The organism is Mycetocola saprophilus (assembly GCF_000718085.1).
Classification (GTDB): Bacteria; Actinomycetota; Actinomycetes; order Actinomycetales; family Microbacteriaceae; genus Mycetocola; species Mycetocola saprophilus.
In genome coordinates this window covers 363,150-388,176 of the sequence record NZ_JOEC01000002.1, presented here as the reverse complement: position 1 = coordinate 388,176, position 25,027 = coordinate 363,150, and the positions used below count along the sequence as shown (strand labels likewise).

The window sequence follows — 25,027 nt, the reverse complement described above, 5'->3', positions numbered from 1 at the left end:
TATTTCCGCGCACCCACCCCTGGCCCTGACCGAGGTGAGCATTACCCACGAGGGTGGCGCTCGCCCCGGACCCGATGGTGTGAGCCTGGAACTGGTTCCCGGCGAGGTCCTGCTGGTGCTCGGTCCCAGCGGATCCGGCAAGTCCACCCTGGCCCTGGCCCTCGACGGCCTGGTGCCACACGCGATCCCGGCGACGCTGACCGGATCGGTGCGGGTGGCCGGAACCGAAACCGTCGGGGCTTCGGTGGCGACCCTGAGCGAGACCGTCGCGATGGTGTTTCAGGATCCCGACTCCCAGATGATCACCGGCTCGGTGCTCGACGAGGTGTGCTTCGGCCCCGAGAACCTGGGGCTGCCGGTCGCCGAGGTCCTGGAACGAGCCGAAACCGCGCTGCGCGAGGTGGACCTGTGGGAGCGTCGCACCGAGAACCCCGATCGGCTCTCCGGCGGCGGGCGACAGCGCCTGGCGATCGCCTGCGCGCTGGCGATGCGCTCGCCGGTGCTGGTCCTGGACGAACCCACCGCAAACCTCGATCCCGCGGGGATCGAGGAGGTCTACCGGGTGCTGGCTCGGGTGGTCGCCCGCCGGGATCGCTCGATTGTGCTGATCGAACACAACCTGGACCCGGCGATGGACCTGGTCAACCGAGTTCTGGTGCTGGATGGGCTCGGGCGCACGGCCTTCCTCGGGGACGCCCACTCGATCCTGCGCACCCACGCCGCCGAGCTGCTGGAACTGGGCGTCTGGCTCCCGGTCTCACTGATGGCGGCGCTGCACCTGCACGAGGCCGGAATTGTCCTCGACCCGCTGCCGCTGACCCCGCGCGAGCTGACAGCCGCACTGAATGTCCTCGATCTCCCGGTCCTGGTGGACCCGCCGCCCCCGACCCCGGGCATCTGGGACACCCCGCAGCTGGAGGTAACCGGGCTGAGCCTCAAGCGCGGCCGACGTCTCGTGCTGCGCGATATCAACCTCTCCCTGGACGCCGGTTCCTTCCTCGCGGTGATCGGGACCAACGGTGCCGGGAAGACCACGCTGGTGCAGGCCATCGCCGGGGTCATCCAGCCGCCGCGCGGGACCGTCAGCCTGGGCGGCCTGGACCCGGCCCGCCTCGACGTGCGCACCCTGACCACCCGGATCGGGTTTGTTTTCCAGAACCCCGAGAACCAGTTTGTGACCTACACCGTGGCCAATGAGCTGGCTCACGGGCTGCGCCTGCGCGGGATCGATCAGGCAATCATCGATGCCCGGGTGGACGACCTGCTGGAGCGATTCGCGCTGACCGAGGCCCGCGATCAGCACCCGTTCCTGCTCTCGGGTGGACAGAAACGACGCCTCTCGGTGGGCACCGCCCTGGTGGCCGGAGCCTCGATGCTGGCCCTGGATGAGCCGACCTTCGGCCAGGACCGTGCCCGCGCCGGCGAACTGCTCGCGCTGCTGCATGAGCTCAATGCCGCCGGCACCACGATCATCGTGGTGAGTCACGATCTCCAGCTGGTGTCCGACTTTGCCACCCACGTGGCGGTCATGAAGGACGGCGAACTCATGCGGATCGGCACCCGCGACGAGATCCTGGCCGATGAGGACCTGCTGCACGAGGCGGGGCTGCGCATGCCCCCGCTGATCCGCGCGATGCGGGGCCTCACCGCGCACCCCAGCTGGCGCACGGTGACGCGGCTGGCCGAGCTCCCCGGCGGCGGAGGTCTCCGATGAGCGGCGGGCACGGCGGCGCACTCGATGCGTATCGGGCGGATATCCAGGCGCCCCTCGCCTCCCGGCGGGAGTACCTGTACGGGCTCAACCCGCTCGCCAAGATCCTGGGTCCGATTCCGGCGATGATCCTGGTGCTGCTCTCGGGCACGATGTTCACCCCGCTGTGCTTTGTGATTCTCTGCGCGGTCCTGATGCTCACCGGTCTGCGCTGGCAGCGCTCCTCGCTGATCACACTGGGCCTTGCCCTGCCCCTGTTTATCGCGGTGTTCGGTTTCAGCTTCACGCTGTGGGCCGATCAGCGGCGGGTGGCCCACACCCCGGTGGTGTTTGAGATCGGGTCCTTCTCGGTCACCTCGGGGGCCCTGGAGATCGGGTTCACCACGGCCCTGCGCTTGGCCGCCCTGTTTGGTCTGGCCCTGACCGGCGGCCTCAGCAGCACCGGGCCGGACCTGGTGCGTTCGAGTATTCAGCACCTGCACCTGCCCTACCGAATCGGCTACACCGCCCTGGCCGCGACCCGCTTTGTGCCGCGCTTCGGCCATGAGTTGGAGACGATCCGGCAGGCGCACCGGGTGCGGGGAATGTCGCCCGGGCGCGGACCGATTGCCAGTACCCGGCGCAGCCTCGGCTATGTGGTTCCGCTGCTCACCGGCGCGATTCGGCATGCGGGACGCGTCTCCCTGGCGATGGATGCCCGTGCCTTCGGGGCCCACGACACCCGCACCGAGCGGCATCAGATTCCCGTGCGCACCCGCGACTGGGTGTTCATGATCGGGTTCTGGGTCTTCACCGCGGCGGTTCTCGTCGCGGCCCTGTGGATCCGGTAACGCCGGGCTAGAACAGTCGGTACTCGATCTGTTCGCGGGGAATCTCGTTGTCCTCCGCGGGGGAATCCGTTCGCGCGGAATCGAGGTGTGCCCGGGATCCGGCGTCCTCGGACTCCTCGGCCAGGCGGTTCAGCACCGCCGCCGGATCGTCCTCATCCGCTGATTCGGGATGCTCGGCGCGCACCGAGCCCACCAGTTTCTCGACCGAGATGGCCGAGGGGTCCGGGGCCGCGGTCCCGCCGGCAAAGGCGAAGCGCTCGGCCGCCAGGAAGGCCAGCCGCACCGACTGGACCACGAGCACGCGGCGCAGCCCGTCCGATACCTCGCCACGCTCATGCGCCACCGCTGCCAGCCGGGACACCGTCTCGGCGCGACGGGCGATGCGGATGTCCGGGTGTCCACGCTCGGCACGCACCTCATCGGTCACCACCTGCCAGCGCAGCGAGGCCGGCAGGGTGACCCGCGGGGACACCGGCGGGATCTTCTCGTTCAGGATCGCCTTGAAGCGCGACTTCTCGATCGCGTCGAGGTAGGCGGTGTATTCATAGGCGTCCAGGATGCGCCGGGAGGCGCGGTCCCGACCGGAGACCCCCTCCAGGTCCCAGAGCGGCCAGATTTCGACCTCGGCCACCTCGAAAACGTCGAGGATCCGCATCGCCACCGCGTCGGTGCGCTGCCCGGTGAGGTGACGGCGAATGCGGGTGCGCAGCTGCTCGTTGGTTTGGCCCACATAGATGGGCTCGCCCTCGTAGTCATAAAACGCGTAGACGCCCCACTGTGCGTCGGCCCAGGGGCGGCCCTGGGCGTCGCGTTCGGTCAGGAAGCGGGAGAGCTCGTCCCGGAAGCGGCGCACCTCGGGGGCGGCCAACTCGCGCTTGGCGGGTTTGGCACCGTGAAGAAGCTCATCCTCACCCTCAAAGCCCGGTAGCAGGGTCTCGAGATCAGACACCGGCGGCCCGCACACTGCCCCGCGCCGAGCGCACCCCACGTACCACCGGCAGCAGGTAGTTCTCCGCCAGCCAGCCCACCACGGGGGCGGCCACCGCGTCGCCGAAGGCGAAGAAGGCCTGATTATCGCGGGCGCCGCTCAGGTCGAAGTCGCCGACCCCCATCAGCCGGGCGTACTCGCGCGGGGTCATCCAGCGCACCCGAAGCTGGCCGTTGCCCAGCTGCACCACCGCCTGCTTGGAGGAACCCCCGCGGGCCGTGCGCAGGCAGCCGGAGATATCGTCCGGACGGACCTCCCAGACCGCCTGCCCGTGCCGGGTACGGCGATACGCGGTGCGATGCTTCACACCCGCGGACCCGCGCATCTCGGTGATTCGACTCAGCTGCACCGGGGAGAGCGAGTCGATGAATTTCTGCGTGCGCGCCTCATCCCACCAGCGGGCATCATCGGCGGGCATGGTCTCGGCGAGCTTGCCAAACCCCTCAACCAGGATGGCCGGGGCATCGGGCAGCAGGGCCTGATGGGTGGTCAGCGTGGAGTCGCGGAAGAATCCCTGCAGGTTTTCCGGACGTAGCTCGGGGTTGGCCCCGGGCACCGATTCGGGCGGGTTCTTGGCCCCCACCACAAACAGGCGTGGGCGGGACTGCGGGACAAAGCGACGCGCATCGATCATCAGGATGTCGACCGAGTACCCGAGCTGGTTGAAGGCCCGGATGGCGGCGGTGAGGTCGTCCCCACCGTTGGAGGTGGCCAGGCCAACCACGTTTTCCAGGACCACCGTGTCCGGGGCGTCCGCCTCTAGCTCCTCCAGCAGTCGAATAAAATGCCAGAACGCACTCGACTGGGTACCGGCCAGGCCGCGGCGGTTTCCGGCCAGCGAAAGATCGGTGCAGGGCGAGGAGGCCCAGGCGAGGGATGCTCCCCGGGGCAGGTCCTCACCGGCGACGTTTCCCACGTCTCCCACCACGTAGGTGTGCTCCCCGGAACCCGCGTCCTGCGGGAAGTTCTTGCCGTACAGCGCCCACTTATCGGGCTCATAGTCGTTGGACCAGGCCACCCGGAAACCGGCGTGCTCGAGTCCCACTCGGGCCAGTCCGATGCCGGCGAAGAACTCCAGCACGGAGGGCGAGTGTGACTTGATGGGATGCACGTTGGACACCCTCTCAGGGTATCCCGGTCCACCGTCATTTACCCCGGGGCGCCCCGGCACCGCGGCGATCGAGTAAACAATCGGTTTCTTTCGCCGCGTCCGGTTCCCCCACACGGGGGTGTTTGGGTAGGTTTGACCCACGGTTATTTCGGGGGACAACAGCCGGTCATCCCCTTCCCCGGGGTGTGATGTTGGTCACCGCCACAGGCTGGTCCCGTGCACGCACCCGTGTGTGCGGCCCCCCGTCCTTCGCACCAGGAGAACAATGTCGCTACTCCCGCGCCACCGGCGCACCCTCACCCTCGCCGCGCTCGCCGGCGTCCTGATGGCACCGCTTGCCGCGCTGCCCGCTCAGGCCGCCCCGGACACGGCCACCATCAACCTGATGAACATCAACGACTTCCACGGTCGTATCAACGCATCCCTCGCCTCGGGCGTTCCGACCGGCACCGTCAACTTCGCCGGCACCGTCGAGTCGCTGCGCGCCGGGTTCGCCCCGGACCAGAGCATCCTGCTCTCCGCCGGCGACAACATCGGTGCCAGCGAGTTCGCCTCGGCCACCCAGAAGGATCAGCCCACCATCGACGTGCTGAACACCCTGGGTCTGTCGGCTTCGGCGCTGGGCAACCACGAGTTCGATCTGGGTCTGGATGATCTCAAGAACCGCGTGATCAACGACGGCAAGAACGCCACCTGGGACTACCTGGGTGCCAACGTCTATAAGAAGGGCACCACCGAGCCCGCCTTCGATGAGTTTAAGATCATCGAAGCCGACGGCATGCGTGTCGCCGTGATCGGTGCCGTGACCGAGGAGACCCCGACCCTGGTCACCCCCTCGGGCATCGACACCCTCGAATTCGGCGACCCGGTGGACGCGGTCAACCGCGTGGTCACCAAGCTCAAGGCCGAGAACAAGGCCGACGTGTTTGTGGCCGAGTACCACGAGGGTGCCTCCGCCGGTACCCCCGACGGTGCGACCCTGGATCAGGAGATCGCCGCCGGCGGCGTCTTCGCCAAGATCGTGACCCAGACCGATCCGGCCGTGGCCGCGATTTTCACCGGTCACACCCACAAGGAATACGCGTGGCAGGCCCCGGTTCCCGGCAAGGCTGGCAGCACCCGTCCGATCGTGCAGACCGGCAGCTACGGTGAGCGCATCGGCCAGGTGGTGCTGACCGTGAACCGCGAAACCGGTGCCATCGAAAACGCCGACGCCAAGAACGTCGCCCGGGTCAAGACCCCGGTTGCCGATCTGATTGCCACCTATCCCCGCGTCGCGACCGTCAACACGATCGTGACCGAGGCCGTGGCCAAGGCCAACGAGATCGGCAGCCAGGTGGTGGCCACCGCCGCCGCCCCGATCACCCGTGCCTTCAACGGTCCGGTGGGCGATGATCGCTCGGCCGAGTCCTCGCTCGGCTCGCTGGTGGCCAACTCGCTGCTGGCTTCGCTCTCCGCCCCCGAGCGCGGTGCCGCCGAAATCGGCATCGTCAACCCCGGTGGCATGCGCACCGATATTCCCGCCGGCAACGTGACCTACGCGCAGGCAAACGGCGTGCTCCCCTTCCTCAACAACCTCTACACCACGACCCTCACCGGAGCGCAGGTCAAGAAGGTGCTGGAGGAGCAGTGGCAGCGTGACGCCGCGGGGAACGTACCCTCGCGTCCGTACCTGCAGCTGAGCCTGAGCGATAACGTGCACTACACGTTTGATGCCAGCCGTCCCGAGGGCGACCGGATCACCACCATCAGCGTGGCCGGTGCCCCGATCAATCCCGCCCGCGGCTACCGCGTGGGAACCTTCGGCTTCCTGATCACCGGTGGTGACAACTTCCGGGAGTTCACCAACGGAGTCGGCACCCGCGACTCGGGTCTGATCGACCGTGACGCCTGGATCGACTACCTCCGCGCCCAGGGCACCCTGACCCCGAGCTTCGCCCGCACCGGCGTGCAGGCCCAGGGTCTGCCCACCGAGGCGGTGGAGGCCGGAAAGTCCTTCAGCGTGAAGCTGGGAACCCTGGACCGCACCTCGACCGGATCCCCGGTCACCACCACCGTGGTTGCCTCGCTGGGCACCACCGCGCTGGGCGTTTCCCCGCTCACCGGAACCGGTGGCGATGTGACCGTGGCGCTGCCCGCGGATACCGCCGAGGGCGTTCACACCGTGACCCTGACCTCCCTGGAGTCCAAGACCATGGTGCAGTTCCCGGTCACCGTGACCGCCGCCGCGGTTGTGGTCCCGAGCCCCGAGCCCACCGACCCGGGTACCCCGGCCCCCTCGGTCACCCCGGTCGACCCGTCCACGGTTCCGAGCGCCCCGGCCGTCGCGGCCCCGGGATCGGGCCTGGCAAACACCGGTGCGCAGGTATCGGCCGTGCTGCCGATCGCCGCACTGGTGCTGCTGCTGGCCGGTGCCGGCGTGTTTGTGGCCTCGCGTCGTAAGCACGCACTCGCCGCTGCCGCCGCCGAGTCCACCGAATCCTCGGTGAACGACTAGTCGGTTCCCCTCGCGCCGCCCGTCACCGCTCGGTGGCGGGCGGCGTTTCGTATTCGCTCGGGGTCGGAGCTGGGAGCCAGTCGACCAGCTTGGGCGCGGGTTCGGCGAGCGCGGTTGCGGACTTCCGGGCGGGCCCGGCCGTGTGCGCGCTCGCCGCGGCGGGGGTGTCCGCCACGGGCACGGGCGCGGGATTCTGCGCCGCCGGGACGGGCATACGCGGCGTGGGATCCGTCCGAGCCTCTCCCGGCACCGCCGAATTGCGCTCCACCGAGAGCACCGCACCGATCGCCGCCCCCGCGGAGATCAGCGCCGATCCTCCCGTGGACATCAGCGGCAGCGGCACTCCCAACACCGGGAGCAGCCCGACCACCACCGAGATGTTGATGAAGGCCTGGGTGATCAGCCAGGTGAACACGCCCCCGGCTACCACCCGGCCGAAGGTTCCGCGGGCGCGCGCCAGGATCGCCAGCAGCGCGATCGCGAGCACACAGAACAGCAGCAGGACGAGAACCGTGCCCACCAGGCCGAGTTCCTCCCCCACCACCGCGAAGAGGTAGTCGTTATCGGCGGCGGGGAGCCACCCCCACTTCTCGATCGAGTTGCCCAGGCCGATCCCAAACACCCCTCCGTCGGCCAGCGCCCACGTGCCGTGCAGGGGCTGCCAGCACAGGCCCAGGTACTCGGACTTATCGGTGCGGCAATCCACCTGGAAGAAGTGCATCAGTCGCATGACCCGGTTGGCCTTGATCGCGGTCATCAGCAGGGCCGCGACGATGCCGGACAGCGCCACGATTCCGATCGTGCGCAGGTTGACGTTGGCGAAGACCAGCACCCCGATCATCACGGTCGCCATGACCAGCACGGTGCCCAGGTCACCGCCGATCAGGTTGATCCCCATCGAGAGGGCCGCCACCGGAACCACGGGAATCACCGCGTGCTTCCACCCCTTGAGCAGCCGCTCCTTCGAACCGAGCACCGTGGCCGCCCAGATGATGAAGGCAAACTTCATCACCTCCGAGGGCTGCATCGAGATGAACCCCAGGTGGATCCAGTTGCGGTTACCGCCGGACTCGTAGCCCAGCGGCGTATAGACGGCGAGCTGAAGCAGCAGCGCCCCGGCCAGTCCGATCCAGGCGAACCGGTTCCAGAATCTCGGGGTTGCCCGGCTGGCCAGGAACATCGCGATCAGCGCGAGCGCCGCAACCCCGCCCTGACGCAGCGCCCCGGCGAAGGGGTCGCCGGCGTTTTCGGCATCACCGGGTTGGGAGGCCGATTGCACCATCACCACGCCAAACCCGATCAGAAACAGCACCACCGAGGTCAGCAGCAGCGCGCGGTTGGAGACCCCGGCAATCCGGGTGCGCAGCGCCGTGTCGATGCTCAGCATCCGCGCCTGCAGGCGGGACGACGTCTTCACCGCGACGTCGCTTCGCTATACCCGAAGCTTTCGCCTCCGAAAGCTCGTCTGTTGCGCTCGCGAACCCGCATGCGATGCCTCCCCTGTGGACCTGGATGTCACATTCCAGCGTAGGTTGGCCGCCCCGGCGACATGCCCGCCCTCAAGAGACTCCCAGCGAGGGATAACCCCTGTGAGGCACGCAAAACCGCCCGCCACCGTGAGGTGACGGGCGGTTTCGGTTCGCAGACTACTCGGCGGTCTTGGCTTCCAGCTGGGCGGCTCGGCGGCGTGGATTACTCGGCGGTCTTGGCTTCGAGCTGGGCGCGGGTGGGGACCCGGCCGGCGATTTCGTCGATGATGTCGTCGCCGGGGAAGGCGTCCACGAACTCGGCCGAGATCTCGGCGCGGGAGAGCAGTTCCTCCATGCGGCGGCGGCGCGAACGCGGGATCAGGGTGACCACGGTGCCCTCGCGACCGGCACGGCCGGTGCGACCGGCGCGGTGGGTGTAGGTCTTGTACTCATCCGGGGCGTCGGCCTGGATCACCAGGTCGATGTCGTCCACGTGGATACCGCGGGCGGCGACGTCGGTCGCTACCAGGACATCCACCCGGCCGCTGGTGAGCTGGTGTAGGTTGCGCGTGCGCTTGGCCTGGTTCAGGTCACCGTGCAGGGCGACGGCGAACACACCAGCATCCTCCAGCTGCTCGGTCAGACGCTCGGCATAGGCACGGGTCCGCGAGAAGATCACGGTCTTACCGTTGCGACCGGCGAGCTGCTCCAGGATACGGTCCTTGTCGCGGTGCTCAACCACCAGGACGCGGTGGTCGATGGTCGAGGACGCCTGGTCCTCACCGGCGACCTCGTGCACGGCCGGGTTCTCCAAGAACTCGTTGACCAGCGCGGCCACACCCTTGTCCAGGGTGGCCGAGAAGAGCAGCTTCTGGCTGTCATCGGCGGTGTTGCGGATGATGCGCTGCACCGGCTCCAGGAAGCCCAGGTCGCACATGTGGTCGGCCTCATCCAGCACCACCACGTTGACCTCGGACAGGTCCAGACGGCCCTGCTCGATGAGGTCCTCGATGCGGCCCGGGGTACCCACCACGATGTCGACGCCGCGCTGCAGCGCACCCACCTGACGGTGCTGGGGAACACCACCGTAAATCTGGGTGGTGAACAGCCCCACGGAGCGGGCGATCGGCTGCACGGTGCGGTCGATCTGGAGGGCCAGCTCACGGGTCGGGGCGAGGATCAGCGCGCGGGGCAGACGGCCCGGACGACGGTTCTTTCCGCCACCGTTTTCCATCAGGCGCTCCACCAGGGGGGCACCGAAGGCGATGGTCTTACCGGATCCGGTGCGGCCACGGCCCAGGACGTCGCGGCCCTCGAGGACCACGGGGATGGTTGCTGCCTGGATCGGGAACGGTGCGGCGGCACCGAGCTCGGCCAGGGCGTTCACGATGTTGCCACCGAGACCCAGGTCGCCGAAGGTCTTGCCCTCGACGTCCTCGGCCTGGATGGCCTCGGCCTCGAGGCGCTCGAGCACGACGTCATCCTGCGGCTGGTAGCCGCCACGACGCGCACCACGGTCGCCGTGCGAGGGGCGCTCGGGACGGTCACCGCGGTCGAAGCGTGCGGGGCGCTCGGGACGGTCACCGAAGGCGGGACGTGCGGGACGCTCGTCGCGGTTGAAACGGGGACGCTCGTCGCGGTCGCCGCCGCGAGCGGGACGCTCGTCGCGGTTGAAGCGCGGCGCACGGTCGTCACGCTCAAAACGTGCGGGACGGCCATCGCGGTCGCCACGACCTGCAGCCGGACGCTCATCACGATCAAAGCGGCGCGGGGCGCGCTCGTCGCGATCGAAGCGCGCGGGACGCTCGTCACGGTTGAAACGGGGGGCACGGTCGTCACGCTCAAAACGTGCGGGACGGCCATCGCGGTCGTCACGGTCAAAGCGTGCGGGACGCTCGTCGCGGTTGAAACGCGGCGCACGGTCGTCACGCTCAAAACGTGCGGGACGGCCATCGCGGTCACCACGACCGGCGGCCGGACGCTCGTCCCGGTTGAAACGCGGCGCGCGCTCGTCGCGGTCAAAGCGGGCGGGACGCTCGTCACGGTTGAAACGGGGGGCGCGATCGTCACGCTCGAAACGTGCGGGACGGCCATCGCGGTCACCGCCGCGAGCGGGACGCTCGTCACGGTTGAAGCGGGGAGCGCGCTCGTCGCGGTCAAAACGGCGCGGGGCACGCTCATCGCGGTCGAAGCGCGCGGGACGACCCTCGCGGTCGCCACGACCGGCGGCCGGACGCTCGTCACGATTGAAACGCGGCGCGCGCTCGTCACGGTCAAAGCGGCGCGGGGCACGCTCGTCGCGGGCACCCGAACGGGCGGCGCGGTCTTCGGCATCCCAGCGGTTCTTCTGGCGCGGGGCGTCCTCTACCTCGGGACGGAATCCGCGGTGTCCGGGGCTCCGGCTACCGGCCTTGGGGCCGCCCTTGGCGGGACGCTTGCCGTAGCTCGGATCGTAGTTCTTTGCGGGGCGCTTTCCGCCCACATGGTTCTTTTTAGGCATAACAAAATTTCCGGGTATTTCAGGCATGAAACAGCGAAGGGCCGCGCGCAGCGGCGCTCTCTCCCCCGGACATCAGTGGGCCGGGGCCGTTCACAACGTGTGAATATGCACACGAGATCCGTGTGCAAAACCGGCCCACCAGACTGACAATTGCTTCGCGGTACCCACCGCGACGTCTAGAGCCGACTTCCTTACAATACGCTAGTTTTTCGGCTCTGTCACCCGTGGCTCGCCACCACGGCGGTTTCCACGGGGGATTCCCGGCCGGGGCTGGACCATTTAGATCACGAGCGTTAGCCTGTGTTCACGGTGTCGGGCCGCAGGGTTCCGACACATCGGAAAAACAGGAGGTACACCATGGGTTTCTTCGCTTTTCTACTTCTGGGGCTGATCGCGGGAGCAATCGCCAAGGCCATCCTGCCCGGCAAGCAGGGTGGCGGCTGGATCGCCACCCTCATCCTGGGTGTCATCGGCGCGATGGTGGGTGGATGGATCGGTTCGCTGCTCTTCAACGCCAAGATCGACGCATTCTGGGATCTGGGCAGCTGGGCACTCGCGATTGTTGGATCGATCGTTGTCCTCCTCATTTACGGCGCCATCACCGGGCGCAAAAAGGCATAGCGATCACGGCCCCGGGGTTTTCACCCCGGGGCCGTGATGTTTTGGAAACAAACATGCCTCACACTTGAAGGTATGGGACACAATGCCATTACGGTCTCCATCGAGCGCACGGTCGATCCCGCGCGACTCTCCGAGGCCACCGTCTGGATCCAGGCGGGAATCAATCTTGCAAACAAATATCCGGGTTTCCTCGGCTCCGGCTGGGTACGATCGGGCAGCAGCGAAACCAGCTGGCACATGCTCTATCGCTTCGCCGACGCCCAAACCCTCGACGCCTGGGAGAACTCCCCCGAGCGTCGCTGGTGGCTGGGCACCGGGAGCGAATTCGCTCAGGAGACCCGCACCGAACGGCGCACCGGGATCGAGGGGTGGTTCGACACCCCGATCGATGCCACCGCGGCCATCCAGCCGGCCATCGTGCCCCCGCGCTGGAAACAGGCGACCAGCATCTGGCTCGGATTCTTCCCGATCAACCTGGTCTTCACCCTGATCGCCACCTACCTCATTCCCGGCTGGAATGAGTGGGATGTGTGGCTGCGCGTGCTGGTCAGCACCCTCGTGCTCACCCCGATCATGGCCTATTGGGGCCTGCCCACGGTGACCCGCTGGCTGCGCCCCTGGCTTCAAAAGCCTCCGCGCCGCCGCTGATTCCGGTGCGGGACGCACCCGCATGAGTGCAGTCACGGTCTCAGGGTCATCTCATCCTGTGGGGTGACCCTGGATCATCCCGTCAGGGATGTTCTGATGTGGCATCAAAACGTATCGTGGAAGAGTCGGGTGCCCCCGCACTCGTCTCCCCGAACGAATGAGATGTCATGGAGTTTCTGACCGACGCGATCCTCACCATGGCGACGTCTCCGTGGATCTATCTGATCGTCCTGGCGATGGTCCTGATCGACGGATTCTTCCCGCCGGTGCCCGGTGAAGCCGTGCTCGTGGGAGCCACCGCGATCGCGATCAGTGCGGGCTCCCCCAACGTGTGGGTGCTCCTGGTGGCCGGCGCGATCGGCGCGGCCATCGGCGACAACATCGCCTTCCGGATCGGCCGCGCGGTCGGGGTGGAACGCTACGCCTGGATGCGCAAACCCCGGGTGGTGGCGGCGCTGGACTTCGCCCGCCGCGGACTGGAAAAGCGCGGCACCCTGCTGGTGCTGGGGGGACGCTACATTCCCGTGGGACGCATCGCGATCAACATGACCGCGGGGGCCACCGGGTTCCCGCCCCGACGCTTTGCCGCGCTCAGCGTGGTGGCCGGTTTCCTCTGGTCGATCCACGCGATCCTGATCGGTGCCCTCGCCGGACACCTGACCCAGGGCAACCCGCTGATCGGGGCGGTGCTGGGCATCGGATTCGCGATCCTGCTGGGCATCATCATCGACACCGTGGGCCGGATCCGCCGGGCGATCATCAAGCGTTCCGCCGCCCGCCGCGGAACCACGGTGCCCGCCCGCCCGATCACCGCGAGCGCCATCCGCGACCGTGAGATTGACGCGCTGACCTACCGCGACCAGGCGGCCGAGCCCACCGAGCCGCCCACCGCCGAGCCGGCCCAGACCGAAACCACCGCACGGCCCGCGCGGCCGGGACGGCGCGACACCGGGGACTTCACCCCGCTGCGCGGGACCGTGTAGACCGGCCGCGCACCGATAACCAAAACGCAGAAACGGCGACCCCGAGTGGGGTCGCCGTTTCTGCGTGGATAGCCGGTGCGGGACTAGCCGCGGGTGTCCCGACGCCGCAGGATCGATCCGGCCAGGAGCAGCATGCCCAGCATCAGGGTTCCGCCGATCAGCGGCAGGGCGGGCCCCGTGCCGGCGCCGGTGCGAGGCAGCGGGGCGGGCACGGTCAGGGCGGTTCCCGGGGTTGCCGGGGTGGCCGCACCGGCGCCCGGAGTCGCGCCCGGCTGCGCGGCGATCTCGGTGGGAGACGAGGACGGCGTTGCCGGGGGCGAGGTCGCGTCGGTCGGCTCGGGCGACGAGGTGTTGCCCTCGGTGGGTTCCGGCGACGAAGTGTTACCGTCCGTCGGTTCAGAGGACGAGGTCGGGCCCTCGGACTCCCCCGGCGTCGGCGTCGGGTTCGGAATCACCTCGTCACACGGGCCCAGCTCGAAGTCGTGCACAAAGACCGCCCGGGTCCCGGAGGGATCGGCGACCCAGCCCGGGGTCAGCGTTCCGGTGAAACCGAAGCCGGGATTGGCGGTGGCGATCAGGGTGTGGCGCTGAATGCCGTCCGTCTCGGTGATCGGTCCGGTGGTAATCCGGGCCTCCATATCCTCAAACACCCAGTACTCCAGCCATCCGGCGCTGAAGGTCCCATCGCTCTGACACACCGGAGCGAACGGCCTCGGGGTCGGCAGGATCCCGGCGGAGATCAGGCAGCTGGGCGTTTCGAAGGGTACCGTGAGGGTTGCGGTTCCCGCCTCGGCATCCACAATCCAGCCCGCGGTGGCGTCACTCGGGAAGACAAAACCGGGCAGCAGGGTCGCGGTAACCGTCACCGTTCCGCCGTTCAACGGCGAACCGGTCTGCTCAAACGTCATGCCGCGCAGCCCCTCGGTCGTCAGCTCGAAGCGCGGGACCGTGGGGATGCCCAGCGCCGAGCACTCCGCCTGGGTGATCGTGGGTGCGGGCAGCGCATCCGCCTCCGCGGTGCAGGACACCGCCCCCTGGAAGGTGTGGGTGAACGACGCCTCGGTCGGGCTCAGGAGAACCCATCCCTCGGGGAGATCCTCGGGGAAGGTGTATCCCTGCTGCAGGGTCGCGCGCACCGCGGCGGTTGCGCCGGGCACGATCCGCGCGGGGACCGTGTAGCGGACCCCGTTGCCGTTGGTCAGCGGCTCAAACTGCGGGCCGGTGGACTCCCCGGGGGCCGAGCAGGCGAACTCGGTCGCCACCGGGATCTTCAGCGTGGCCTCGCCCCCGGCCCCACCTCCGAAGTTCTGGGTATAGGTCTGGCTCGCCTCGAAGCGTCGCTCCCCGTTGGGGAAGGGCTGCACGGCGCTGGTGTACACGGCGGTGTTTTCGAAGGTCAGATCCCCCTGCTCGCTGAGTGGCTGGGTCGAGGTGGCAAAGAACACCAGGATCGGCACGCGGCCGGCCGGCACGTTGGTGAAGGTGGCCGAGATGGTGCCGTCCGCGCAGGTCACCGGGGCGCGCGCATCCGCCTCGTTCTGGGCGTTCTGATCGCGGAGCTGGGTGGAAATCGGCAGGTCACAGTTGATGGTCCAGGGAGCACCGGTCCCGGCCTCGGGCGAGTGGTCGGAGTCGCTCAGGGTGATCGAGGCAAACGGTCCGGGTCCGCCCACCAGCAGGTACTGCACCCGCGGGATGCCCCCGAGATCCGAGGACCAGGCCTGCTTGGATGGGCCATCGATCCAGGTCGCATCGGGGTTGTGCACCTGCTTGACCGTGACCGAGTGGGTGGCCCGGATGGAGCCGTTGACCTTCGTCACGATGTCCGCATACGTCCCCGCGGGGGTCATGATGTTGGCAAACTTCACGCCCCAGGACGCCGACCCCGAGATGTTGGTCATCCCGTCCACCTCGTCGGTGAAGGTGAAGCGGGCGATCGGTCCGGTGGTGCCCGAAGCCGGGGTCACGCTCACGTCCAGCATCACCCGGTTGGTTTCCCGGTTGGGGACCACATAGGTGCTGCGCAGCGACATCAGGCGCGGGTCGAGCTCCACGTCGAAGTAGTCGCCGGCCTGGGCGGTCGGGGTGCTGAAACCCACCTGGAGCCGAAACTCCGAGTTCCCGTCGGTGACCGAGGAGTCCATCGTGAGGGACTTGACCGCGCCGGGCAACAGGACCGGTGCCGCCTGTGCGCTCTGCGGGGTACCCATAACGACACTCAGGGCACCGGCAACCAGCGCGGTGACGGACACGGCGGCGAGGCGACGGATCCACCCGACCCGGGAGGAATCGGACGGGCGGACGGCCGGCGCGCGGCCAGAAATAAACATCGAGGGAATCTCCCGGGCGTTGGTCGCACGGGTCAGGATCTGCCCACGCTGCTGACTGTTCTGGCGACCCCGTGTGGGCACGAACCATGCAACAGTCTGACCCACCCGCTGCCGGGTGTATGTACCCCGAACGCGGGTTTTTACGCTCCCCGTTCGAGTGTCGTGGACGCACGCATCCGGCGGGCAGACACGGAGGCCAGACGCACTCGGGGCACGGGTGCGGCGGGGCACACGCCCGGCGGTCAGACACGGATGCCGCACACGCTCGGCACGGGTGCGGCGGCGCACGCTCGCCTCGACTCACGGGCATCGCACGCACTCGGGGCCCCGCACGGTGTGTGCGAGGCCCCGAGTGTGATGGTGCGGGTTAGCCGTTCCGGCCGGTCTGGGCCGGGCCGGAACCGGACCGTGCCGCCTCGGAATCGGTCTGGGCGACGTTCGGGATTCCCGAATCGGCCGCCGCCTTTGCCGCGGCCTTGGCCGCACGCTTCTCGGCACGACGGTCCTTGGCACCCTCGACGAGGTTGTAGAGGCTCGGCAGCACGATCAGGGTCAACACGGTCGAGGAGAGCAGACCACCAATCACCACGATCGCCAGCGGCTGCGAGATGAACCCGCCGTGTCCGGTGATGCCCAGGGCCATCGGGATCAGCGCGAAGATCGTCGCCAGCGCGGTCATCAGGATCGGGCGCAGACGTCGGGCGGCACCGTGCTTGACCGCCTCGGGGACGCTGAGTCCCCGCTCGCGGTACTGGTTGACCAGGTCGATCATCACGATCGCGTTGGTCACCACGATACCCACCAGCATCAGCACACCGATCAGCGAGGGCACACCCAGCGGGACGCCGGTCGCCACCTGCAGGCCGATGGCACCGGTGGCCGCGAACGGCACCGAAACCAGCAGCAGCAGCGGCTGACGCAGCGAGCGGAAGGTGGCCACCATGACGATGTACACGATCAGGATCGCCGCGAGCATCGCCAGGCCCAGCTGACTAAACGCGGTGCTCTGATCCGAGGCCACACCACCGATAGCGGCGGTCACCCCGTCGGGGAGCTTGGTGTCCTTGAGGAGCTTGGTCACCTGCGAGCTGAGCCCGCCGATGTCCTCGCCGGCGGGGGTGATGTTAACCGAGGCCGAACGGTCGCCGCGAATCGTGGTGATCGTGGCCGGGCCATCCACCACCGAGACGTTGGCCAGGGCATCCAGGCGCTGGGGGCCGCCCAGGGTCGGGATGGTCAGGCCCTGCACCTCGGCGAGGGTCTGCGGCGGGTTCTCGCTGGCGAGGTAGATCTTCACGGTGGTTTCATCCAGCGCGATCTGACCGATCTGGCCCGGACGCATTGCCTGGGCCACGATGCCGCCCAGCGCCACCTCGGAGAGGCCAACCTTGGCGGCGGCGTCGCGATCCACCTTGACCTGGATGAAGGGGCGGGCCTCGGAGATGGTGTCATCCACCTCGGCGGCACCATCGAGCTTGGCCGCCTTATCGTGCAGGGTCTTGGTCGCCTCGGCCAGGGCCTTGGCGCTGGAGGCCTGCACGTCGATCTTGATCACGTTCGAGGCACCGAAGCCCGAGCTGGCGGCCAGCTTGAGCGTGCCGACCCCCTTGAGCTTGTCCAGTTCCTTGCGAACGGTGGCCTGCAGGGCGTCCTGGTCGGCGTTGGCGTCGGTGGTGATCGAGTAGCTGATGTTGCCCGATCCACCGCCGGAGAAGGCGTCGGAGAGCGCGCTGCCGCTGGAACCAATCGACACCTGAACCGTATCGATGCCCTTGATCTCGCGCAGCTTCTTCTCCACCGTGGAGGCCGCGGTGTCCTGAGTCTGGAGGCTCGCGCCCTGTTCCAGGGTCTGCGAGATGTTCAGGGTGTTCTGGCCCGAGGACCCCAGGAAGCTGAGCTTCATGAACTGCGCCAGGAACCCGGTTCCGCCCAGCACCAGGAGGGCGAGCAGCAGGGTCGTGACCGAGTGCTTGACCGTCCAGGAGATGATCGGCAGATACCCACGCTGCAGCCAGCTGGGGTTGTCCAGCTCGTCGGGCTCGATGCCCTCCCCGGAGGCTGCCCGGCGAGCACGGCGGGTGCGCGGGGCACCGGGAACCACGGGAATCGACCCGGTTTCCGGCTCGGCATCCTGTTCACGAGTCGCGGTGGTGGTGAGCGAGGGCTCCAGCGCAACCCCGTCGGCCCCGACATGGGCCGCGTGGGCGGCGTGGGCGGCGTGCGGGACGTGCGGGGTGTGTGCAGTCTGGGCCGCGGCCTCGGTCGACGCCGGCGTGTTCGCGGTTTCATCTCCCGCGGCCGCGAGGCTGGCGGCAATCGGCTCCGCGGAGGCGGACTCGTTTTCCGGCACGTCGGTCGCCGCGGACGCGGGTTCGGCTTCGGTTGCCGCGGGCGCGGGTTCGGCGTCGGTCGCCGCGGGCGCGAGTTCGGCGTCGGTCGCCGCGGGCACCGGCGTACCGGATTCGGCGGTCTCCTGAACGACGGCGATCTCCGTGGTGGCGGAATCCACCCCGGCGTCCGACGCGGGGGCATGCTCGGACCCTGCGGGGTCCTCGGCAGACGCGGACGCAGCAGCTGAAGCGGACGGAGCGGCAGCGGCAGACTCTGGCTCAGACTCGGACGCGGACGCCGTTGCGGCAGTCGCCTCCGCGGGGCTCGCCGGTGCCGCCTCGATCGCCAGCGGGGCCCGGGCGGGCTCCGGCGCGGTCTTGACCTCCTTGGCCGGCTTGTCCTTCTTGACCCGGAGGAACCAGAACGCCAGCACCGGCACGATGGTCAACGCGACCAGCAGCGAGGCCGCCAGCGCGATGGTCACCGTGAGCGCGAACGGCCGGAACAGCTCGCCGGTCATTTCGCCCACGAAGGCCAGCGGCAGGAACACCGCGACGGTGGTGATGGTCGAGGCGGTAATCGCCCCGGCCACCTCGCGCACGGCCACGCCGATCGCACCCAGGCGCGCGGCAGGGGTTTGATCGGGGCTGAGCTGGAGGTGACGCTTAATGTTTTCGATGACCACAATCGAGTCATCCACCACGCGACCGATCGCGATGGTGAGCGCACCCAGGGTCAGAATGTTCAGGGTGTAGCCGGTGGCCTGCAGCCCGATGAAGGTGATCAGCACCGAGGTGGGGATCGAGATCGCCGTCACCAGGGTCGCGCGCACATCCAGCAGGAACAGCAGGATCACCAGGACTGCAAACACCAGACCCAGCAGGCCCTCGGTCGCCAGGGACTCGATCGACTGCTCGATGTAGGGGGCCTGATCGAAGACCACCGAAAGCTTGACGTCGGTGCCCAGCTTCTTTTCCACATCGGGGATCAGGTCGCGTACGGCCTGGGAAACCGCAACCGTGTTGGCGTCCGGGGTCTTGGTGATCGCGATGGTGACGGCGGGCTCACCATCCACCCGGGAGATCGAGGTCTGCGGGTCCTGACCGAGCTCAACCTTGGCCACCGAACCGATCGTGTGCACGACCCCCTCGGGGCTCGGGGTTGCGCCTACCAGCGGGAGGGCGGCGATGTCGGCGACGCTTCCCAGCTGGGTTCCCGCCTGCACCGAATAGGTCTTATTTGCCTCGGTGATTTCGCCGGCCGGCAGCAGCACACCGTTCTGCTTCAGGGTGTCCGAGATGGCGCTGGAGGATACCCCGGCGGCGGCCAGCTGGGCCAGATCCGGGGTGATCGTGATGCGCTGGGTCGGCGCACCCACGAGGGAGGCATCGCGCACACCCTCGACGTTGGTGAGGTCCGGCACGGCCTCGCGGCGCAGCGCGTCGGCGAGTTCGGTGATGGTGTACTTGCCGGTGGCCGCGATCTGGATGACCGGGAGGTCGTCGATGCTCGCCGAGATCACCTGCGGATCGGTGTTATCCGGCAGGGTCGACTTGATCCGGTTGATCGCCTGGCCGATTTTCTGCTCGGCGGTGGCCAGATCGGTGCCGTATTTGAACGTTGCCGTCACCAGGGAGGAGTTGGTACTCGACGTGGTGGCCGTGGATTCGAGTCCCGGCACCCCCTGAATCGCCGTTTCGATCGGCGTGGAGAGGTCGTTGTTGACCACCTCCGGGGCCGCTCCGGGGTACGCGGTGAACACCACAAGCTGGGGGAACTGCACGCTGGGGGCGAGTTCCTGCTTGAGGCTGGTCATCGCGAGGCCACCGAAGAGCGCAACCACCACGGTGATCAGCGCGATCAGCGCCCGGTTTTTCAGACTGAGGACGGCGAGCTTATGCACGTTACTCCCTGGGTGTCGGTATGGGGCGCCCGATACCGGCCTGGTGTCGGTACGCCTCGCCGCCTATTCTCGCATGATCGCGGGCGTTTTCCGGGAACCGCGTCGTTGTCTGCAACACCACTTTTCCCACGGATATTGCCGGTCCGGAGGAAAACTTTCGGCTTTTTAATAGCGCCCGGGTGGCGGCAGCTCCGGATCCGGGGCCCGGCGAAGTTCCTCCCAGCTGTCCACCAGCGCGGCCAGCGCGGTCTCGGTGACCTCGCTGGGTCCGGTGATCGGGATGCGCAGGAAGCGTTCAAACGCCCCATCGGCCCCGAACCGCGGCCCCGCCGAGAGCAGCAGTCCGTGCCCGCGGGCGGTGAGGGTCAGCCGGGAACTGACCGGGGTGCCCAGGTTGACCCAGAGCGCCAGCCCCCCGTGTACGTGCGGGATCTGCCACTCGGGCACCCGCGAGGCGAGGTAGGCCAGGGTGACATCGCGGGTGGCCCGGAGCTGCCGCTGGCGCAGCTCAAGAATCTGCGGCATCGCCTTGAAGGCCTCGAGGACGGTGAGCTGTTCGAGGATCGAGGTGCCCAGGTCGCTGCGGGTGCGCGAGGCCACCAGGCGGGTGATCGTGGAGGCTTCGGCGCGGATCCAGCCGAGCCGGATGCCCGCCCAGAGGGTTTTACCCACGGTGCCGACGGTGATGATCTCGGCCCCCGAGCGGTTGTCCACGGCGAAGGGACGTACGGGTCCGGGACGGTCGATGTCGAGGTCCGCGGTGGTCTCATCGATCAGCAGCACGGTGCCCTGCTTAGCCGCCACCCGGCACAGCCGTTCGCGCAGGTCGCAGGGCATGCTGGCGCCGGTGGGGTTGTGGAAGTCGGGCATCAGGTAGGCCAGCGCGGGGCTCGTGCGCTCGACGGTGTCGATCAGCTCGTCGGCGTCCCACCCGGTTTCCGCGGTCACCGGAACGGCCACCACCCGGGCACCCAGTGCGCGCATCGTGTCGTGGGCGTAGGGATAGCTGGGATGCTCGATCAGGGCGCGATCCCCGCGGGCCAGGAACAGCCGGGTCACCAGGCCGATCGCGTGCTGAGCGCCCAGGGTCACCATGATCTGATCGGGTCGGGTCGGCAGCCCCTGGGCACTGTAGCGGGCGGCGATGGCCGCGCGCAGCTCGGGCAGACCCACCGGATCGGAGTCGGCATCCAGGTAGCGCGGCAGCGCCTCGGCGGCGGCCAGCGCGGCCTCGGGCAGCTGCGGGGCCGCGGGCAGCGAGGCGCGGGCGAGATCAAGCAGGACCGGACGTCCCCCGGGTTCGCGGGCCAGGGATGCGGGATTGATCCGCGCCACACTCCCCGATCCACGCACCGAGTGCAGCACCGCGCGCTCGCGCAGATCCCGGTAGGCCGAGCTGATCGTCGCCCGGCTGAGCCCGAGCCGCTCGGCCAGCTCGCGTTCGGCGGGCAGCCGGGTGCCCGAGGGGATCCGGCCGTCCAGGATCAGCAGCCGGATGCGGTCGGCCAGGTTCCGATAGGTGGTACCGACCCCGCGCCAATCCCCCAGCAGGACCACGAGGGTGCGGGCGGCCAGCGCGGGTTCGTTCATGCCCCCATCTTAGGCAGCCGGGGCCGGACGGGACCGATTCGCGCCGACTCCGGCGTTCATCAATCGCCTAGGCGAGCGAGCCCAGAAAATAGCCGAGGCCGGCCAGCGCCACGCCGAGCGCCAGACTGCCCAGCGAATTGGTCAGCGCGCGGCCCGGATGGCCCGCCCGAATGAGCTTCACCGAGTCCACACTCGCGGTGCTGAGCGTTGTATACCCGCCCAGGAATCCAACACCCAGGATGAGCCGGACACTGTCGTCCAGGCCCCAGGCTCCGAGTAGTCCGGTGAGGAGCCCGAGCGCGAAGGCACCGGAGGCATTCACCACCAGGATGCCCCAGGGGAATGCCGCGCCCACCCGCGCGCGGATCCGGTCGTCCAGCCAGTAGCGCAGGATTCCGCCCAGCCCGCCGGCAAGGATGACCAGCGCAAAAATCCCGGCGCTCATCGGGTACGTCCTCGGAAGAATTTTGCCCCCAGGATCATGCCGAGCCAGGCCGTCAGCACGCCGCCCAGCATCGAAATCAGGGCGTAGATCAGGGCATCCGTGATCCGACCCAGGTGGAGCAGGGTGACGGTGTCCATGGCGATGGCCGAGAACGTGGTGAATCCGCCGATGACCCCGGTTCCCAGCAGCAGGCGCACGTCGCGGATGCGCGGGGTCTCCGGACCGCGGGCGGCCAGGCGGTCGGTGAGGAGGCCGAGCAAGAACGCCCCCAACAGGTTGATCCCCACCGTCGTATAGGCGACATGGTTCTGCGGCGGCCACACCTCCCCCAGCAGTGCCCGCGCGGCAACACCCACCATCGCGCCGATGCCCACCAGAATAAACGTATGCAGCGGCGGGTATGTGTGTGCACGTTCGCTCACCGAAACCGCCCTTCCCGTATCGTGTCTTGGAAGCATATGCCGCCCCCACGCGCCCCGCTTAACGAATTCGCGATTTTCGGCGTGGCGTCCCTGCACGAGTGTGCCGATGGACGCTCTTTGTCGCATGGCATGCTACGATCAAGGTTAGTCTTTATCGTTCCCTGGTTGGTGAAACCATCGGGCGGGTAACCCCGTTCGACAAACTGATTCGTGAGGGGGTCTCGCATGGGGCGCGGCCGTCAAAAGGCAAAGCACACCAAGATCGCTCGTGAGCTGAAATCATTCAGTCCCGAGGTCAATTACGATGCGCTCGAGCGCGAGCTCACCGGGCATGCCCCCGGTGATCACTACGACGCCGAGATCGCAAAGTGGGCAGAGTATGCCGACGACTACGAGGGTGAGAGCAAACACGCCTAGCGTGTTCCTCCACCGTGCCCGTGAGGCCCCTGCCGTAACCCGGCCGGGGCCTCACGGCGTTAACCCCGGGGGCAGTGCCCCGCGCGGCCGCCGCTACCCCGCACCCAGCCCCGGAACACCCCATCGCGCTCACCCCGAGAAACGGCGGCAGCCGATGGAACGGGATGCGCTACGGTGGGGACCGATGACTACGAATCCCCTCGTTCCCTTCCACACCATTCGACTGAGTGCCGAGCCGCTGCGACCCACACATGCGCCCGAGGCATTCGAGTTTCTCGATGACCCCGAGCTGCACCTCCATATCGGCGGCGTACCGCTGAGTCTCGAGGCTCTGAGCGCCCGCTATCGACGCCTGTCCACCGGAGCACCGGCGGGATCCGCCGAGGCGTGGGGAAACTGGCTGCTCCGGGAGGACGCAACCGGCAAGCTGGTGGGGACGGTGCAGGCGACGATTACCCCGGCCACCGGAAGCGCAATGATCGCCTGGGTTGTCGGCACCCGGTTCCAGCGCCGCGGGTTCGCCACCGAGGCCGCCCGCGGGCTGGTGGCCACGCTCAGAGCCGGCGGGATCCCCGATCTGGCCGCGGCCATCCACCCCGACAACATCGGCTCCCAAGGGGTGGCCCGCGCCCTGGGCTTCTCCCCCACCGGTGTCTTCGATGACGGTGAGGAAATCTGGCGCGCTTAAACGCCAAACGGGCACCAACCCGCCCGAAAACCCGGGTGGGACGGTGCCCGCTAAGCGCGGTCTAGGAGAGCTGGTTCTTCTCGACCCAGGCGAGGTATTCCTCGCTCACGCTGCCGGTCACGTACTCACCGGTGAAGCAGCTCATCTCAAGCTCGGTCACATCCGAGCCCTCGATGATCGCGCTCTGCATGTCCGCGACTTCCTGGTAGATCATGTGGTCGGCACCCAGCGCCTTGGCGATCTCGGGGATCTTGCGGCCGTGGGCCACCAGCTCGGCACGCGAGGGCATGTTGATGCCGTACACGTGCGGGAAGCGCACGGGCGGGGCCGCCGAGGTGAAGGTCACCTTATTGGCGCCGGCCTCGCGGGCCATCTGCACGATCTGCTGCGAGGTGGTGCCGCGCACCACCGAGTCGTCCACGATCAGGATGTTCTTGCCGCGGAACTCGCTGCCCATCGCGTTGAGCTTCTGGCGGACGCTCTTGGAGCGCTGCTCCTGCCCGGGCATGATGAAGGTGCGACCGATGTAGCGGTTCTTGTAGAAGCCCTCGCGGTATTCGATCCCGAGCTTCTGCGAGACCTGCATGGCGGCGGGACGCGAGCTGTCGGGGATCGGCATGACCACGTCGATGTCACCCAGCGGCATGTGCTCGGCGATGGTGTCGGCGAGGCGGTTGCCCAGGCGCAGACGGGCGTCGTAGACCGAGATGCCGTTCATCACCGAGTCGGGACGGGCCAGGTAGACATACTCGAATGAGCAGGGCACCAGGCGAGGCTTCAGGGCGCACTGACGGATGTGCAGCTCACCATTCGGGGTGATGAACACGGCCTCGCCGGGGGCGACATCGCGCACCAGCTGGTAGCCGGCGCTCTCCAGCACCAGCGACTCCGAGGCGACGATCCACTCGTCCTGCCCCTTGCCCGGACGGCGACCCAGCACCAGCGGGCGGATGCCGAACGGGTCGCGGAAGGCGAGCAGCCCGTGGCCGGCGATCATCGCGATCGCCGCATATGAGCCCTCGACCCGCTCGTGGACCTGCGAGACCGCGTTGAACACGGTGTCGGGGTCGAGGTCCAGGCCACTCAGCGAGGACTGGAGTTCGTTGGCCAGCACGTTGAGCAGCAGCTCGGTGTCGCTGGTCGAGTTCACGTGACGACGGTCCACATGGAACAGGTCGCGGGAAAGCTCGCGGGTGTTGGTGAGGTTTCCGTTGTGCACCAGGATGATGCCGTAGGGCGCGTTCACGTAGAACGGCTGGGCCTCCTGCTCGTTGGCCGCGCTGCCGGTGGTGGCGTAGCGCACGTGGCCGAGGCCCACGGTGCCGGTGAGCGAGCGCATGTTCCGGGTGCGGTACGCCTCACGCACCTGCCCCTTCGACTTGTGCATGTGGAAGGTGGATCCGTCCGAGGTGGCGATTCCGGTGGAATCCTGACCGCGGTGCTGCAGGAGCAGCAGGGCGTCATAGACCTGCTGGTTGACGGGACTTGATGAGACGATGCCGACGATACCGCACATGGGTTTTAAAGGCTCTCTTCGGGGTGT

18 protein-coding genes are annotated in these 25,027 nt (G+C 68.1%); 8 read left to right on the top strand and 10 right to left on the bottom strand.

Annotated features, from left to right (window positions below):
- Positions 1-34: 34 nt before the first annotated feature.
- Together IE92_RS0107580 and IE92_RS0107575 are read left to right on the top strand one after the other, a co-directional pair.
- Positions 35-1,714: an ABC transporter ATP-binding protein gene (locus tag IE92_RS0107580; RefSeq protein ID WP_245601240.1), complete on the top strand. Its 1,680-nt coding sequence runs from the start codon at positions 35-37 to the stop codon at positions 1,712-1,714.
- Entirely contained in the window at positions 1,711-2,541 is an 831-nt protein-coding gene (locus IE92_RS0107575) for an energy-coupling factor transporter transmembrane component T (RefSeq protein ID WP_051701702.1), read from the top strand. The genes IE92_RS0107580 and IE92_RS0107575 overlap by 4 nt, the downstream gene beginning before the upstream one ends.
- A 7-nt stretch (positions 2,542-2,548) precedes the next feature.
- Here the strand turns inward: IE92_RS0107575 and IE92_RS0107570 are convergent, their stop codons facing one another.
- Together IE92_RS0107570 and IE92_RS0107565 are read right to left on the bottom strand one after the other, a co-directional pair.
- Entirely contained in the window at positions 2,549-3,490 is a 942-nt protein-coding gene (locus IE92_RS0107570; RefSeq protein WP_245601239.1) for a GIY-YIG nuclease family protein, read from the bottom strand.
- A complete protein-coding gene (locus IE92_RS0107565; RefSeq protein ID WP_043321839.1) occupies positions 3,483-4,640 on the bottom strand; it encodes a DNA cytosine methyltransferase in 1,158 nt (385 codons plus the stop codon). The genes IE92_RS0107570 and IE92_RS0107565 overlap by 8 nt, the downstream gene beginning before the upstream one ends.
- A 265-nt stretch (positions 4,641-4,905) precedes the next feature.
- Between IE92_RS0107565 and IE92_RS0107560 the strand changes: the two genes are divergently transcribed.
- Positions 4,906-7,137: a bifunctional metallophosphatase/5'-nucleotidase gene (locus IE92_RS0107560; RefSeq protein ID WP_051701703.1), complete on the top strand. Its 2,232-nt coding sequence runs from the start codon at positions 4,906-4,908 to the stop codon at positions 7,135-7,137.
- Positions 7,138-7,159: 22 nt separating this feature from the next.
- Here the strand turns inward: IE92_RS0107560 and IE92_RS0107555 are convergent, their stop codons facing one another.
- Positions 7,160-8,554 (bottom strand): peptidoglycan glycosyltransferase FtsW, encoded by a 1,395-nt coding sequence (locus IE92_RS0107555; protein ID WP_156027458.1) that lies wholly within the window; start codon positions 8,552-8,554, stop codon positions 7,160-7,162.
- A 275-nt stretch (positions 8,555-8,829) separates the two neighbouring features.
- The gene (locus tag IE92_RS0107550; RefSeq protein WP_030147892.1) at positions 8,830-11,106 is read right to left on the bottom strand and encodes a DEAD/DEAH box helicase; all 2,277 of its coding nucleotides are present in this window, start codon (positions 11,104-11,106) and stop codon (positions 8,830-8,832) included.
- A 357-nt stretch (positions 11,107-11,463) separates the two neighbouring features.
- Between IE92_RS0107550 and IE92_RS0107545 the strand changes: the two genes are divergently transcribed.
- From IE92_RS0107545 to IE92_RS16590, 3 genes are all read left to right on the top strand, one after another.
- Positions 11,464-11,727, top strand: coding sequence for a GlsB/YeaQ/YmgE family stress response membrane protein (locus IE92_RS0107545; RefSeq protein WP_030147891.1), 264 nt, complete (start codon positions 11,464-11,466; stop codon positions 11,725-11,727).
- 72 nt (positions 11,728-11,799) lie between these two features.
- Entirely contained in the window at positions 11,800-12,375 is a 576-nt protein-coding gene (locus tag IE92_RS0107540) for an antibiotic biosynthesis monooxygenase (protein ID WP_030147890.1), read from the top strand.
- A 167-nt stretch (positions 12,376-12,542) separates the two neighbouring features.
- A complete protein-coding gene (locus IE92_RS16590) occupies positions 12,543-13,358 on the top strand; it encodes a DedA family protein (protein ID WP_081863957.1) in 816 nt (271 codons plus the stop codon).
- Between the two features lie 83 nt (positions 13,359-13,441).
- Here IE92_RS16590 and IE92_RS0107530 read toward each other — a convergent pair whose 3' ends face one another.
- From IE92_RS0107530 to IE92_RS0107505, 5 genes are all read right to left on the bottom strand, one after another.
- Positions 13,442-15,769: an Ig-like domain-containing protein gene (locus tag IE92_RS0107530; protein ID WP_030147888.1), complete on the bottom strand. Its 2,328-nt coding sequence runs from the start codon at positions 15,767-15,769 to the stop codon at positions 13,442-13,444.
- Positions 15,770-16,055: 286 nt separating this feature from the next.
- The gene (locus IE92_RS18910; protein WP_051701705.1) at positions 16,056-19,922 is read right to left on the bottom strand and encodes an efflux RND transporter permease subunit; all 3,867 of its coding nucleotides are present in this window, start codon (positions 19,920-19,922) and stop codon (positions 16,056-16,058) included.
- 165 nt (positions 19,923-20,087) lie between these two features.
- Complete coding sequence (gene yczR, locus IE92_RS0107515) at positions 20,088-21,512, bottom strand: MocR-like transcription factor YczR (protein WP_030147887.1); 1,425 nt, start codon at positions 21,510-21,512, stop codon at positions 20,088-20,090.
- Between the two features lie 67 nt (positions 21,513-21,579).
- Positions 21,580-21,957: a fluoride efflux transporter CrcB gene (gene crcB, locus IE92_RS0107510; RefSeq protein ID WP_030147886.1), complete on the bottom strand. Its 378-nt coding sequence runs from the start codon at positions 21,955-21,957 to the stop codon at positions 21,580-21,582.
- Positions 21,954-22,379, bottom strand: coding sequence for a fluoride efflux transporter FluC (locus IE92_RS0107505; protein WP_162178497.1), 426 nt, complete (start codon positions 22,377-22,379; stop codon positions 21,954-21,956). Before IE92_RS0107505 ends, crcB begins: the two co-directional genes overlap by 4 nt.
- 225 nt (positions 22,380-22,604) lie before the next feature.
- On the opposite strand from IE92_RS0107505, the gene IE92_RS0107500 reads away from it, so the two are divergent.
- Both IE92_RS0107500 and IE92_RS0107495 read left to right on the top strand, forming a co-directional pair.
- On the top strand, positions 22,605-22,796 hold the full coding sequence (locus IE92_RS0107500) for a DUF3073 domain-containing protein (protein ID WP_030147884.1): 192 nt from the start codon (positions 22,605-22,607) through the stop codon (positions 22,794-22,796).
- Between the two features lie 184 nt (positions 22,797-22,980).
- A complete protein-coding gene (locus IE92_RS0107495) occupies positions 22,981-23,484 on the top strand; it encodes a GNAT family N-acetyltransferase (protein WP_030147883.1) in 504 nt (167 codons plus the stop codon).
- 61 nt (positions 23,485-23,545) lie between these two features.
- Here IE92_RS0107495 and purF read toward each other — a convergent pair whose 3' ends face one another.
- Positions 23,546-25,000, bottom strand: a complete 1,455-nt coding sequence (gene purF, locus IE92_RS0107490) for an amidophosphoribosyltransferase (protein ID WP_030147882.1) — start codon at positions 24,998-25,000, stop codon at positions 23,546-23,548.
- Positions 25,001-25,027: the final 27 nt, after the last annotated feature.

Bases quoted from the DNA above. Each gene is read 5' to 3' on its own strand.
- IE92_RS0107575 (WP_051701702.1), top strand. From the start codon at position 1,711: ATGAGCGGCGGGCACGGCGGCGCACTCGATGCGTATCGGGCGGATATC.
- IE92_RS0107560 (WP_051701703.1), top strand. From the start codon at position 4,906: ATGTCGCTACTCCCGCGCCACCGGCGCACCCTCACCCTCGCCGCGCTC.
- IE92_RS0107550 (WP_030147892.1), bottom strand. From the start codon at position 11,106: ATGCCTAAAAAGAACCATGTGGGCGGAAAGCGCCCCGCAAAGAACTAC.
- IE92_RS0107545 (WP_030147891.1), top strand. From the start codon at position 11,464: ATGGGTTTCTTCGCTTTTCTACTTCTGGGGCTGATCGCGGGAGCAATC.
- IE92_RS0107540 (WP_030147890.1), top strand. From the start codon at position 11,800: ATGGGACACAATGCCATTACGGTCTCCATCGAGCGCACGGTCGATCCC.
- IE92_RS16590 (WP_081863957.1), top strand. From the start codon at position 12,543: ATGGAGTTTCTGACCGACGCGATCCTCACCATGGCGACGTCTCCGTGG.
- yczR (WP_030147887.1), bottom strand. From the start codon at position 21,512: ATGAACGAACCCGCGCTGGCCGCCCGCACCCTCGTGGTCCTGCTGGGG.
- crcB (WP_030147886.1), bottom strand. From the start codon at position 21,957: ATGAGCGCCGGGATTTTTGCGCTGGTCATCCTTGCCGGCGGGCTGGGC.
- IE92_RS0107500 (WP_030147884.1), top strand. From the start codon at position 22,605: ATGGGGCGCGGCCGTCAAAAGGCAAAGCACACCAAGATCGCTCGTGAG.
- IE92_RS0107495 (WP_030147883.1), top strand. From the start codon at position 22,981: ATGACTACGAATCCCCTCGTTCCCTTCCACACCATTCGACTGAGTGCC.
- purF (WP_030147882.1), bottom strand. From the start codon at position 25,000: ATGTGCGGTATCGTCGGCATCGTCTCATCAAGTCCCGTCAACCAGCAG.